This window comes from Endozoicomonas sp. ONNA1 (genome assembly GCF_024606325.1).
GTDB lineage: Bacteria > Pseudomonadota > Gammaproteobacteria > Pseudomonadales > Endozoicomonadaceae > Endozoicomonas_A.
The window spans coordinates 1-13,459 of sequence record NZ_JAHHPN010000021.1; the positions used below are offsets into that span (position 1 = coordinate 1).

General features: G+C 48.2%; 14 protein-coding genes. 4 read left to right on the top strand and 10 right to left on the bottom strand.

Going from position 1 to position 13,459, the window contains the following annotated elements:
- Together KDK19_RS00405 and KDK19_RS00410 are read left to right on the top strand one after the other, a co-directional pair.
- Positions 1-311, top strand: a 311-nt coding sequence (locus KDK19_RS00405) for a hypothetical protein (protein WP_257287175.1), incomplete at its 5' end; no start/stop codon positions are given.
- Between the two features lie 80 nt (positions 312-391).
- On the top strand, positions 392-1,471 hold the full coding sequence (locus tag KDK19_RS00410; protein WP_257291101.1) for a substrate-binding domain-containing protein: 1,080 nt from the start codon (positions 392-394) through the stop codon (positions 1,469-1,471).
- Positions 1,472-1,538: 67 nt separating this feature from the next.
- Here KDK19_RS00410 and nth read toward each other — a convergent pair whose 3' ends face one another.
- From nth to rsxA, 7 genes are read right to left on the bottom strand one after another with little or no spacing between them, the layout of a single operon-like run.
- Entirely contained in the window at positions 1,539-2,171 is a 633-nt protein-coding gene (nth, locus tag KDK19_RS00415) for an endonuclease III (protein WP_257254402.1), read from the bottom strand.
- Positions 2,168-2,929 (bottom strand): electron transport complex subunit E, encoded by a 762-nt coding sequence (locus tag KDK19_RS00420; RefSeq protein ID WP_257254401.1) that lies wholly within the window; start codon positions 2,927-2,929, stop codon positions 2,168-2,170. The genes nth and KDK19_RS00420 overlap by 4 nt, the downstream gene beginning before the upstream one ends.
- Positions 2,926-3,681, bottom strand: coding sequence for an electron transport complex subunit RsxG (rsxG, locus tag KDK19_RS00425; RefSeq protein WP_257291102.1), 756 nt, complete (start codon positions 3,679-3,681; stop codon positions 2,926-2,928). Before rsxG ends, KDK19_RS00420 begins: the two co-directional genes overlap by 4 nt.
- A 45-nt stretch (positions 3,682-3,726) precedes the next feature.
- Positions 3,727-4,788: an electron transport complex subunit RsxD gene (gene rsxD / locus KDK19_RS00430; protein ID WP_257253896.1), complete on the bottom strand. Its 1,062-nt coding sequence runs from the start codon at positions 4,786-4,788 to the stop codon at positions 3,727-3,729.
- A gap of 30 nt (positions 4,789-4,818) precedes the next feature.
- On the bottom strand, positions 4,819-7,317 hold the full coding sequence (rsxC, locus tag KDK19_RS00435) for an electron transport complex subunit RsxC (RefSeq protein WP_257280088.1): 2,499 nt from the start codon (positions 7,315-7,317) through the stop codon (positions 4,819-4,821).
- Positions 7,314-7,901, bottom strand: a complete 588-nt coding sequence (gene rsxB, locus KDK19_RS00440) for an electron transport complex subunit RsxB (RefSeq protein WP_257280089.1) — start codon at positions 7,899-7,901, stop codon at positions 7,314-7,316. Before rsxB ends, rsxC begins: the two co-directional genes overlap by 4 nt.
- A 19-nt stretch (positions 7,902-7,920) precedes the next feature.
- The gene (gene rsxA, locus KDK19_RS00445; RefSeq protein WP_257280090.1) at positions 7,921-8,505 is read right to left on the bottom strand and encodes an electron transport complex subunit RsxA; all 585 of its coding nucleotides are present in this window, start codon (positions 8,503-8,505) and stop codon (positions 7,921-7,923) included.
- A gap of 586 nt (positions 8,506-9,091) precedes the next feature.
- Between rsxA and dnaK the strand changes: the two genes are divergently transcribed.
- Positions 9,092-11,095 carry a molecular chaperone DnaK gene (dnaK, locus tag KDK19_RS00450; protein ID WP_257291103.1) on the top strand — a complete coding sequence of 668 codons (2,004 nt, stop codon included), beginning with the start codon at positions 9,092-9,094 and terminating at the stop codon, positions 11,093-11,095.
- A gap of 409 nt (positions 11,096-11,504) precedes the next feature.
- On the opposite strand, the gene KDK19_RS00455 is transcribed toward dnaK, so the two are convergent.
- Both KDK19_RS00455 and KDK19_RS00460 read right to left on the bottom strand, forming a co-directional pair.
- Positions 11,505-11,849, bottom strand: a complete 345-nt coding sequence (locus KDK19_RS00455; protein ID WP_257280091.1) for a hypothetical protein — start codon at positions 11,847-11,849, stop codon at positions 11,505-11,507.
- Positions 11,834-12,028, bottom strand: a complete 195-nt coding sequence (locus tag KDK19_RS00460) for a glutathione S-transferase N-terminal domain-containing protein (protein ID WP_368736425.1) — start codon at positions 12,026-12,028, stop codon at positions 11,834-11,836. Before KDK19_RS00460 ends, KDK19_RS00455 begins: the two co-directional genes overlap by 16 nt.
- A gap of 393 nt (positions 12,029-12,421) precedes the next feature.
- On the opposite strand from KDK19_RS00460, the gene KDK19_RS00465 reads away from it, so the two are divergent.
- On the top strand, positions 12,422-13,144 hold the full coding sequence (locus tag KDK19_RS00465; protein WP_257252440.1) for an SDR family oxidoreductase: 723 nt from the start codon (positions 12,422-12,424) through the stop codon (positions 13,142-13,144).
- Here KDK19_RS00465 and KDK19_RS00470 read toward each other — a convergent pair.
- On the bottom strand, positions 13,125-13,459 hold a 335-nt coding region (locus tag KDK19_RS00470), incomplete at its 5' end, for a hypothetical protein (protein WP_257291104.1). The two genes, KDK19_RS00465 and KDK19_RS00470, sit on opposite strands and share 20 nt — an antisense overlap.

Below are 13,459 nucleotides of genomic sequence, written 5' to 3' on the forward strand. Positions count from 1 at the left end.
TCCAACCTCTTTCTTCAGAAAATAGCGTCATATATGAATACATGGCGAGTAATCCCGGATCCCCTGACTATGGATTTGCTTCAGGCCTGACGAAGTCCCAGGTAACCATTATTCTAAATCAAACTTTTCCAAAGGAAATGGCTGCAAGGCAGGGCGCCATTCCTGCAAATGTTGCAAGATCGAAGACTACAATCAAGAGAAGCTCTGCCAATACTGGTATCATTGAAATGACCGTACGACAGGTCATTGATACCTTTAACTTCATGTACATCAGCATGTGCGGACCCTACCAATGCCCAAATGAGGAGTGAGAATAAACCGATAAAAAAATACATCACATAAATACCGTCTATACTTCTTTGCCCTATCAACCAGTAAACATAGAGTTGTTATGACTACATTAATGCCGACTTTATTCAGCTGCCCCAAATGGAGTTTCAAAGAGTATTGGCAGTCTCTCAGGTCTAGTATACGACATGGTTTTTTTAAAAAAGTCTATCGATCCGCCTTTTTTGTTCTGGCTCTGATATTTCTCAGTCCCGCAGTGTTATCAGACACCCTGAAAGTTGCGGTTGCATCCAACTTTTACCCGACCGCTGTTGAATTGAAAAAAGTCTTTGAAAAACGCCATTCGGACATTGATCTTATGCTTGTGATGGGTTCGAGTGATGACCTGTTCGGCCGTATTGTGAATGGTGAAAACTTTGACGTCTTTCTCAGCGCAGATGAAACCCATCCGGCCACGCTGGAGCAACTGGGTAGAATCAAGAAAGATTCACGGAAAACCTTTGCCTTTGGCCGACTTGCATTCCTGCACAAGATGGGTAACCAGACCGATGATCATGGTCACGGTCATGGAAAAGAGACAATATCGGTGAAGGAGTTGAGTGAATTTATGGCCAAGCATAGCGGTCAGGACGTCTATATTCCGGATCCTCAGGATTCTCCCTATGGCAAGAGGGCAAAAGCGCTGCTTGACTCTACAGGGTTGTACTATTCCCTTAATGAAACGGGGAGAATCAAGATCGAAGACAGCGCTCATGATGTCTGGGATAACAGCAAGAATAAAACGGAGGTATTTGCCTTGCTCCCGGCCTCGTTAGTGTTTCACGGAGATGATGATCACTCCGCGGATACTCATGACGTAAAGCACGGTTACCCCGAAGTCGATGAAGTGTCCCTGTTAAAAGACACTGATTTTCACCGTCTCAAGCAGCAGATGGTGATACTCCGTAACGCTGCTAACAACAAAGCCGCTGAAACCTTTACAGCGTTTATGCTGTTACCCAGTATTCAGTCCTATATTGGCGATCATGGTTACTATCCGGCAAGTTATTCTGATGAATGCAATCCTGTTGATGCTTCATCCGCTGTTTCTTATGTTTCAGCTATTCCTTCTGGCGGTGTTTTGTATGTTGTTGTTTCCGCAGTCGTTGTTTCCTTTATTAACGGAGGTTATCGCCGTTTCTAATTCCCGGCTTTGAGCTTGTCGAAGTCTTTCGACAAGCTCAGGACGAGAGGGGGCTCTATGTCTTGGATCAGGAAATCTTTTCCTTGAATTCACACAAATCTTCGATAATACAGCTGCCGCATTGAGGCTTTCTGGCTTTGCAGACGTAGCGTCCATGAAGAATGAGCCAGTGATGGGCGTCCAGAAGAAAGTCTTTGGGAACCAGTCTGACCAGTTTTTTTTCTACTTCGAGCACATTCTTGCCCGGAGCAATTCCGGTGCGGTTGGAAACCCGGAATATGTGAGTGTCCACAGCCATAGCAGGCTGTTTGAAAGCGGTGTTCAGCACCACGTTTGCAGTTTTTCTACCCACACCGGGTAGTGCTTCCAGGGCTTCTCGGGTATCAGGGACTTCACCGTCATGCTGTTCCAGCAGCATTTTACAGGTTTTAATGACATTTTCGGCTTTGGCATTGAACAGGCCAATAGTTTTGATATATTCCTTCAGGCCTTCAACACCCAGATCAAAAATGGTCCGGGGTGTATTGGCCACCGGGAATAATTTATCCGTTGCCTTGTTCACGCCAACGTCCGTTGCTTGAGCTGAAAGAATCACAGCGATCAAAAGCTCGAAGGATGAGGAGTAATTCAGTTCTGTCGTCGGGTTAGGGTTTTGGTCCCGCAAACGGCTAAAAATCCGGGTTCTTTTTTCCTTATTCATCGGATATTTCCAGTCACTCGAACACGTTTACTGCCAACCTCTGATAACGGTTCTTGAGCTTTTCTGGCTTCTTCCTGCTTTTTGTCGATGACATTTTTGATAGCAATCAGAAACCCCATAAAGACAAAGGCTCCCGGGGGGAGGATGGCGAACAGAAACTGTTTGTAATCCTGGAAAACGACAATTGACCAGTTTTGAGCGGCAGGGCCCAGAAGCAGATCCATGCCCGAGAACAGTGTTCCCTGACCAATCAGTTCCCGAAGTGCTCCCAGCAGAACCAATATGGCAGCAAAGCCTGCTCCCATCATCAATCCATCAAAAGCGGCAGGAATCACAGGCTGTTTAGAGGCGTAGGCATCTGCACGTCCCAAAATAATGCAGTTGGTGACAATCAGGGGAATGAAAATACCCAGAATTTTATACAACTCATAGGTGTAAGCCTGCATCAAAAGCTCGATACAAGTGGTAAAAGAGGCGATGACCATAACAAAGACAGGCAGGCGAATCGCATCAGTCACCTGATGTCGAATAAGGGAAACAACTATGTTTGAGCCCATGACCACCAGCATGGTAGCAATACCAAGCCCAAGAGCGTTAACCACACTGTTGGATACACCCAGAAGGGGGCAAAGACCCAGCAGTTGGACCAGGGCCGGGTTGTTATGCCAGAGCCCGTTCCAGGCAATCCTGGCGGCAGATTGATCGGCGAACAACGATTTTTTCTGCAGCGCTGAATCAGTAGCAACATCATCCGTCATTGTTCTGCTCCTTTTCTCGACACTTTTGGCTGTGCCAGGGTTTCCATGGCTGCTTCACCCTCTTTAAAGAGTGTATCCCTGTGAGAGGCAAAATAGTTCAGGGTTCGATAGACGGAGCCCACAACAGCTCTGGGGGTAATAGTAGCCCCGGTGAACTGGTCAAACTGGCCGCCATCCTTCTTGACTCCCCAGTCTTCAGGGGCAGGGTCTGTGAGAGACTTACCCCGGAACTGCAAGATCCAGTCAGACACTTTGGTGTCTATTTTATCACCGAGTCCAGGCGTTTCCTTGTATTGGGTGGCTCTTACTCCAGCCAGAGTCCCGTCGGCGTATATGCCCACCAGTAGCTCTATTTTTCCAGCATAGCCGTCAGGAGCTATGGCGGGAAGAATGACAGCAACAGGCTTGTGATGCTTGAAAGCTACGTAGCCATATTTTTCAGTAGAGGTTGCCAGTAAATCATTGGCCGGGATGACTATCCGGGCATCCAGAATGCTGTTGTCGTGTGTGTCATCCGGAAGAATTTCTTTCAGAGCCCTGGCTTCAAAGGCGCGAACCTGGGCATGAATCTTCTCTTGCGTGAAAACAAAAGTCAGAGCAATGAGGCCCACGGTGAGAATGGCAAACATACCCAGTGTCAGACTGTTGCGAACGATGCTGCTGGCAAGGCCGGCAGAAGGTATCTTCCGTTCAGAAGATGGATTTGGGTCATTTTGACTTTCTTTATCCGTGGACATTCGTGAGTCACTCATTTCACATTCATTCACTAAGGGCTGCTTGGCTCAGGGCTGCTTAGCTCAGTGCTGCTCTGGCAGCCCCTTGTTCGGCTTCTTATGACCATAGGTTCTTGGCTGGGTATAGTAATCAATCATGGGCGCTGCCATGTTCATTAGCAGCGTCGCGAAGGCGACACCGTCAGGGTACCCGCCCCAGGTGCGGATAATATAGACAAGAATGCCTGTTCCGGCACCAAAGATCAGCCTTCCCTTGTTGCTGGTAGCACTGCTGACGGGGTCGGTAATAATGAAAAAAGCACCCAGCATGGTGGCACCACTGAATAAGTGGAACAATGGCGAACCGTGGCTGCCAGACCCGGCTCCGCCCCAGAAAAGGGTAGACATTACCAGCAGAGCTGCCAGCATGCCCATCGGGGCGTGCCAGCTAAAAACCCTTTTGTAGAGCAGAAAAAGGCCACCCAACAGATAGGCAAGGTTGATCCAGAGCCACCCACGACCTGCAAAATATTGGAAGGCCGGATTTTCTGACCAGAGCTCTTTCATGGTCAGGGAGGTATTTTCCCGAACAATATCCAGCGGCGTTGCCATACTGATGGCGTCAATATTAATGGGGTGACCGAAGAGTGGGAAAATAGTGAAAAGTGCCTCGCTGAAGCTTTTCACAGCAGTGTGGCCTGCTGCACCCACCGGAGGTAGCCATTGAGTCATTTCCTGAGGGAAGGAAATCAGCAACAGCACGTATCCCAGCATGGCCGGATTAAATGGATTGTTACCCAGCCCCCCGTAGAGTTGCTTGCCAATGATAATGGCGAAAGAAATTCCAATCAGGGTTAGCCACCAGGGCGAGAGGGGGGGCAGTGCCAGAGCCAACAACACGGCGGTGACAATGGCTGAACCATCAGTGAGATAGAAGCTGATGGGGCGTTGTCGTATTTTCAGCACCAACGCTTCTGAGCCCACTGCAATCAATATGCACCAGACGAGATTGATCAGCGTTCCCCAGCCAAAAAAGACTGTCTGCATGGCCAGGCCCGGCACTGCTGCCAGTAGGACCCATTTCATTATCTGCTGCGTGCTGTTGGGACTGCGAGCATGGGGGGATGTCTGCCTTACCAGGGTCATCGTAAATACCGACTGTTTATCAAGAGAGAATCAACTTGCTGCGGCCAGAGCATTTTCTGCTTCAGCTGCTTTGGTTTGTGCTTTGGTCAGGGCCGCTTCCAGGGCCTGGGTATCGCCTTCGGCGTTATCCAGTGCCCTTTGGGCTTTCTTGAGTGCAGCTCTGGCCATAGCGTTCTCAATTTTCAATTTCTTAAGGTCGTCGCTGGTTTCAGTCTTTACCGGGTATGACGAACTGGTCGCTCCCGTTGCGTTATCAGCGACGGATGGTTTTCCGGATTCCAGTTGTTCAAGTTTTTTACGACATTCGTCTATTTTGTCCTGAAGGGAGAGAGTGTCATCGGAGCCCAATTCCTGAGCTTTTGTCATTTCTCGCTCAGCCTTCTTCAAAGCCGCTTTGGCCATCGCCTGTTCAACTTTCAGCTTTTTGTCATCTGCTGAGGATTTTGCTGGCTTTCCTGTGTTGGCATCAACTAATTCTTTGGTCAGGCTGTCTGCTTTCTGGCGGTACTCTTCCACTGCGTCTCTGAGGGCTTCCGTTTCAGAACTGCCTTCTTCAAGGGCTGTAGCCAAAGCTCTTTCCGCTTTTTTCAATGCTGCTTTAGCCATAGCGGATTCTATTTTCAACTTTTTGGCAGCTTCGTTATCAAGGTTTTTTTCAGCTCTCGGTTGCTGTCGTATAGCTGAAGGCTGTTCTATGGCTGAAGGCTCTGAAACAGCTGCCGTTTCAAATTCTTTTTGCAGTTTGGCTACCTGAGCTTCCAGCATGCTGACATCAGCACTCAGCTTGTCAATGTCGCCTTCTCCCTTCTCCTGAGCCTGAGTCAGGGCTCTGCGGGTTTTCTTCAGCTGGGCGCTGGCCAGTGATAACTGAATCCTGAGTTCTTTTTGATCTGCAGACAGTGTCGTTTTTGCCGGTTTGTTGGTAGTTGTGCTTGCTGCCACTTTTTTGGCCTTGGCTCTTTCAATGGCTGCCTGAACAGGATCCGGGACTGCAGACGATTCTTTATTGCTTGATGCTGCCTTCTCAGCTTTCAATCTGGCAGCACGTTCTGCATTAGCCTTGCGCTTGGCTTCTTTTTCAGCCTGCTCTCTTTCAAGACGGGTCTGGCGATGTTCGTAGCGCACCCTGGAGCGTTCTGCTTTGGCATGTCTGGCTTCCTGAGCCCGAATTTCACCCTTGGAGGCTCGATAGTATTGAACCAGTGGAATACTGCTGGGACACACGTAGGAACAAGCACCGCATTCGATACAGTCAAACAGGTTGTGATGTTTCAGCTGCTCATGGTTTTCTGATTTCGCATGCCAGTAAAGTTGTTGAGGTAGCAAAGACGATGGACAGGCTTCTGCACACATACCGCAGCGAATACAGGCCTGAGCCGGCATGGCCGGAGGGAATTCTCCACGGGTTCCGGCAATCAGACAGTTGCTGGTCTTGATGACAGGGACATCCTGCCCGTTCAGCGTGAAACCCATCATAGGGCCACCCATAATCAATGCGTCCAGTTGACGATCGTTGATGCCTGCTGCGGACAGAAGGTGTCTGGCAGGTGTTCCCAGAAGAACTTCAAGGTTGCCCGGTTTTGAGAGCGCTTCGCCAGTCATGGTGGTGATTCTGGAAATCAGCGGCTTGCCATGCTGGACAGCATCACAGACAGCCACCGCTGTGCCAACGTTTTGAACAGCAATACCCAAATCGGAAGGTAGTTTTCCTGAGGGAACTTCCAGGCCTGTCAATATTTGAATCAGCTGCTTTTCGCCACCCGAAGGGTATTTGGTTGGGAAGACAACCACTTTTATTTGATGACCGTTGCTGCTCTGGGCAACGGCTTTTTTGAGGGCTTCAATCGCCTCTGGTTTATTGTCTTCAATGCCGATCAGACAACGTTCACTAGTGAGAAGGTGTTGTAAAATCTCTGCGCCGGTCACAATGCTGTCGGCACGCTCTCTCATGAGCATGTCATCAGCCGTGATATACGGCTCACATTCAGTGCCATTCAGAATCAGTGTATGTATCGGGCTTCTTGGTGACAGCTTGACTGCGGCTGGAAAGCCTGCTCCGCCCATACCTGCAATACCCGACTGGCGGATAAGCTCAACCAGAGTTGATGGCTCAACAGATTTATAATCGTTGATTGGCTGGAGCTGACACCATTGATCTTTGCCATCCGGAATTAATGTAATGCACTCGTCGTGCATTCCGGAGGGATGGGGTATCGCTTCTGAACTTATTGCAGACACAGTGCCCGAGGTAGGGGCGTGAACGGGCACGCTGACAAAGCCGGTAGCTCTGGCAATCATTTGTCCTTTTAGCACTCTGTCTCCAACAGCAACAATAGGCTCTGCAGGAGAGCCCGCATGCTGTGACAATGGCAGAATTAACTTATCCGGCATTGGGACAGACTTGATAGGCACGCTGGTAGATTGGCGCTTGTTTTCCTCAGGATGAATGCCTCCCGTCAGTGGCCAGACTCTGACTTTGACTTCGGGCATGTGCCTGGATTCAGTGATATCCCTGAGAGGCAGATTCATACGGTTTGTCCTCTCATATCCGTGGCTATCAGGCCAGGTTCTGCTTCCCTGGAGGGCAAGGTCCAGCTCCAGGTATGGGGCGTTGTTTCGATGGCTACCATGTCTATGCAGTCAACAGGGCAGGGTTCAACACAAAGGTCACAGCCAGTGCACTCATCTTTCATGACCGTGTGCATTTGCCTGGCAGCGCCCAGAATGGCATCTACTGGGCAAGCCTGTAGGCATTTGGTGCAACCAATACACTCATCTTCCCGGATGTAGGCAACCATGGGCGGCTTTTCGGCACCATGCTCTTCGTCCAGTGGTTCAGGCTCCACATCCAAAAGATCGGCCAGTGCATTGATAGTGGACTGACCACCTGGAGGGCAACGGTTGATGGGTTCACCACTGACAATCGCTTCTGCGTATGGACGACAGCCCGGAAAGCCACATTGACCGCACTGGGTCTGAGGCAGCAGCTCATTCACCTGATCAATAATAGGGTTGCCTTCCACCTTGAAGCGGACACTGGCAAAACCCAGTATGGCGCCAAAAACAAGTGCCAGAGCAAGAAGGGCGATAATGGCAAAAATGACGATTTCCATAATCCTTGACAGATCTCCCTTACAGTTTGATCAGGCCAGTGAAGCCCATAAAGGCCAATGACATCAGGCCAGCGCTGATCATTCCGATGGCAGCGCCCCTGAAAGGAGCAGGAACATCGGCAGCAGCAATACGTTCACGCATGGCAGAGAACAAAACCAGCACCAGTGAAAAACCGGCAGCGGCACCAAAGCCATAGGTAGCGGAATCAACCAGTGAACTGTTTAATCGGTTGCTGTTCAGCAGAGCGACACCCAAAACAGCACAGTTGCTAGTGATCAAAGGCAGGAATACGCCAAGGACACGGTGCAGCAGAGGGCTGACTTTTCTAACCACCATTTCCGTAAACTGAACCACTACCGCGATGACAAGGATAAAGGCAATGGTTTTGAGAAATTCCAGACCCAGGGGAATCAGAAGGTACTGATAAGTCAGGTAGCTGCAGATTGAGGCCAGAGTGAGTACAAACGTGGTGGCCAGAGACATTCCCATGGCTGACTCCAGTTTGTTGGAGACACCCATAAACGGACAGAGGCCCAGAAACTGTACCAGTACAAAGTTGTTGACCAGGATGGCACTGATCATAATCAGTACCAGTTCGCTCATCTGTTCCATTTTGACTCTACCGAGAGTGTGTTCGAGGGACAGACAGGCTGCGGGGTGCTCTGTCCAGACGTCAGTAGCGTCAATACCCGAATGTGGCCGCTCATTATATATGCCATAAAAATGCAGTTAAATGATCTTTAAAGATCTAAAAGAAATAAATATAAAACGGTTCATGCCACTGTCTGACCATATTTCATGGTGAAAACTGCGGGATTATAGCGGGATTAGAAGGCTGATGCATTGTGGAAATCCATGGCCCGGCTTCTGGCTAAGGTCTTCAGCTTTATATAACGAAGGAATTATTCGGCTGAGAGGTTGTTTGTAAAGTAACTGGATTGGTTGAAAATCAAGAAATAATGGCCTAGTTTTCCGATCAATTCGATTAAACAGGTCGACTATTCATAAAAACCTGAGTGAAAAATCTGACTCGTTCTACTGAACTCGCAACCTTTTGCGCCCTCCTCTTCTATTGCAAGGATTGGGTTCAGGCAGTCTGGTTAGATTGTGTGTTTGCTTTTTGCAGGCATTTTCCCATTGATGGCCTGGGATACTGTTAACCTTAAATCCATTGATAAAGGTGCTGATCATGCTGGAGTGGAGTTTCATTCAACAGTCATTAGTTAAAGCCCTGATCTTACCTGCTCTGATAATACTTACATCTATCTGCTCAGAGGCAAGTGAGGAGACAGGGGTCATTATCGGTATTGACCTGGGGACCACTTACTCCTGCGTGGGTATTCGTCGGTCTGGGCGAACAGAAATCATCGCCAATGACCAGGGAAATAGAATAACACCATCCGTTATTAGCTGGACTCCCGAAAATGAGCGCTTTGTAGGGGATGCCGCCAAGAACCAGGCCACCAGAAATCCGGAGCTTACGGTATTTGATGTCAAGCGCATTATCGGTCGCGACTTTGATGACCCGAAATTACAGGCAGATATCAAGCACTTCCCTTTCAAAGTTGTGAATGTGAATGGTCAGCCCAGAATAGAAATGACAACCCTTCAGGAACATTTTTCATTTACTCCGGAAGAGTTAAGCGCAATGGTGCTGGGCAAAATGAAAACGACTGCGGAAGATTATCTCGGGGAGAAAGTCACCCGTGCGGTTGTCACTGTGCCTGCCTATTTCAACGATGCTCAGCGTCAGGCTACCAAGGATGCGGGCAGAATAGCAGGGTTAACTGTTGAGCGTATCATTAATGAACCCACCGCAGCGGCATTGGCTTATGGTTTAGACAAAAGGCTCAAGGGTGAAGAAAACGTACTGGTGTTTGATTTTGGTGGCGGCACGTTTGATGTATCAATACTGACGATTGATAATGGTGTCTTTGAGGTGCTGGCTACTGCTGGCGACACTCACCTGGGAGGGGAGGACATTGACCAGCGACTGGTGGATTACTTTAGTAAAATCGCTAAACGAAAATACGGTCTTGACCTGACCCATAACAAGCGTGCCCAGCAGAAATTACGCCGGGAGGTGGAGAAGGCCAAGCGTACTTTGTCAACGACCCATCAGGTGCGGGTTGAAGTTGAGTCACTGGCCGATGAAAAGGACTTCAGCGCGTCCTTGTCAAGGGCGAAATTTGAAGAACTCAATTTGGATCTGTTCCGAAAAACACTGACTTCTGTAAAGAAGGCCCTGCAAGATGCTGGTCTTGAGCGTCAGGATATCAATGAGATTATTCTGGTCGGGGGCTCCACCCGTATCCCCAAAGTTCGGGAGCTGTTGAGAGAGTATTTCAATGGCAAAGCTTTAAATCATAGTGTTAACCCGGACGAGGCTGTCGCCTATGGTGCTGCTGTTCAGGGAGCGGTGCTCAGTGGCGATAAGTCAAACAACGACATACTTCTGCTTGATGTAATCCCTCTTTCTCTGGGGATTGAGACAGTAGGTGGGGTTTTCGCAAAAATACTGACCCGCAACACGGTCATTCCCACCAAGAAACATCAGATCTTCAGTACCGCCAGTGATCGCCAGACTACAGTGACTATCAAGGTCTACGAGGGGGAGCGCCCCATGACCAAAGACAATCACCTGTTGGGTAATTTTGATCTTACCGGTATCCCACCCGCTCCCAGAGGTGTTCCTCAGATAGACGTGACTTTCTCTGTAGACGAGAACAGCATATTGACCGTGAAAGCTCAGGAAAAATCGAGTGGCAGTAACAATATCGTTATTAATAAAGATACTGGCCGGCTGAGCGAAGAGGACATTGAAAAAATGATTCAGGATGCCGAAAAATTCTCGGAGCAGGATCAGCGGGCACAAAAAAAGGTCGAGGCCCGTAACAAGTTGGAATCTCTTGTTTATTCGCACCGCTCTCAATTAAAGGATGACAGTGACGGCTGGGTCAATAAACTCTCTGCCGAAGACAAGAGTCTTCTTGATAATACCATTCAAGAGTCAATTTCCTGGCTTGAAGACAATACTGAGGCCAACACAGAAGAGTTAGAGGAAAAACATCAGGAAGTCAGTGATGCCATTCAGTCAATAGCTTCCCGGGCGGATAGTTCTTCTGAGGACAAATCTGAGGACAAATCTGAGGACAAATCTGAGGACAAATCTGAGGACAAAGATGAACTATGAGTAGCTGAAAGATAGCTCAGCTGCTGTTGACGACAAAATAAAAAAACGGGCTTGACAGCCCGTTTTTTTATTTTTTTGTTTCTTTGTTCGGGCTTAATCTAAAACCTGTAAGCATTTGTATGGTGGTAGATAAGGCACAAAAATAATGCAGTAGTCTTTGCCAGGAATTGAAACTCTCTAAACAGGGGTTGCATATGTGCCATGACCATTGGAAAGTCTTCGCTAGTGCCATTCAGAAATTCAACCCTGAAAGAACTTAAGTCATCGAATTCAGTGGCATTTTTTAGTTGAGATACAAAACACTCGTCGTTAAACGAATCATCAACAGAGTAAAAACTCCATGCTGGAAAGCTAAAAAAATGTCTGTATTCATGAACTACCACATAACTTCTATTATCCGATTCTGATCTCACATAAAACTTTTTGGTGTAGAACAGGTGTAGAACACTTCAGCATAAAGATTAAAACTTAATATCTGAAAGAAGGATAGAGAAAAAATAAAGGAAATATGCCTGGATAATTTTAAATGTTTGGAGACAATATTCAGTTTTCTTGTTCTGCTTGCAGTTTTAAAATGGCTGAAAATATTTTTATCATTTAAAACCTCAAAATGACTGTTTTTATTCGTCTGAAGATCAACGGGTACTATATCCTCTTGCATTCTCTCAGCCTCAGAAATAAATGAGATATCAGTATAGATGCGGACTCGTATACCCACCTGTCGATCTCGATGATCGGCTACGTCTGAGGCCATGATGTCTGTTGCAGGGCAGTGCCTTTAGGTGAGACACTGAGCATCGCCTGAGGTTTGTTTCTCAGCAATATCTCTCTGTGCTCAAGAGCGATGCCTGAGTAAGTCAGTGCCAGTCTGGCACGCATGGCGTAAGGGCATCGACGAAAAGAGTAAAGGATGGGTTGATTGCTGTCGTTCACTGAGGTTCTCTTTGCAGGAGTGCTGTGGCGTCATGCAGCATAGCACTCAGCGTTCCTTCTGGAGTATTTCGGCTCACGGCTGTTTTGAACATTTTGCATGAACCTGTTCAGGTTGGCCAGCTTCTGTGTTCATTGTTGATGACGAAGCGGTTGCTGTGTTCGACTGCTATGACGGCTATCTATGGTGGCGGCTATCTATGGTCGCTATCAGGTAGCTGATCAGTCCTCTAGATAATAAAGACTGATGAATGTTCAAACCAAAAGGTATTTCTGCAAGGGGGGGGCTGAAGGTAGAGTATCACGGAATTCTCATCGGCTTCGGACTTATGCTGAATGTGATTTAAGTTCTGGCGGATGAATACTCACGAGTTGCAAAGCCTACAGGAATCTCTCATGACAAAACCATTGGTTGTGATTACCGGTGCCAGTTCCGGAATTGGTGAAGCCATCGCCCGTCAATTCAGCGCCCAGGGTCATGCACTGTTACTGCTGGCAAGAAGAATTGAAAAGCTGGAAGCCCTGGAACTGCCCAATACCCTCTGCAGAAAAGTCGATGTGACTGATCGCGAAGCTTTTTATGCGGCAGTGGATGAAGCAGAATCGGTTTACGGTGAGACTGAATGTTTGGTCAACAATGCGGGTTTGATGCTGCTGGGTAATGCTGATGAACAAGACCCGGTCGAGTGGGATAGAATGATCAGTGTGAACGTCAATGGTGTACTAAATGGTATTGGTGCGGTTATTGGCAAAATGAAAAAGCGCAAGGGCGGTACCATTATTAACCTGAGCTCCATTGCTGGTATCAAAGGCTTTCCTAATCATATGGCATACTGCGGCACCAAGTTTGCGGTTCATGGCTTGTCTGAAACACTGCGTGAAGAAGTTGCGGACGACAATGTCAGAGTGATTACCGTTGCTCCCGGTGCAGTAGAAACTGAGCTGCTGAGTCACACGACATCCGGTGATATCAAGGAAGGTTATGAAAGCTGGAAAGACAGCATGGGGGGGGTTATTCATCCAGAAGACATCGCCAGCTGTGTGAACTTTGTTTACAACCAGCCTCAAAATGTCTGTGTGCGTGAGATTGTTGTTTCGGCTACACGTCAGCAACCATAGGGCTCAGAGCGTTGGTGTATTGATCTGCGTCTGTATTATCAGGATAAATACGGGTTGGCTCGTGCAGCTGCCACCCTGTGTTTATGGCGAACCAGAACAGACTGTCCAGATGAGTCAGTGGCAGTGTCCCGCCGTCAATACCCAAATTGGGTCCTCTGGCTCTGGATGAACGCTGCAATCCCCGATCGGTAAGGTTGTCTGTATCCAGGTTCAAATAGTCAGGGTCAAAGCTTTGATTTGGATGATCCGGATAAACCTCGTCAGGAAAACGGCCTGATTTGATATCCTGTACGTAGCGGAATTTCGGGTCACACC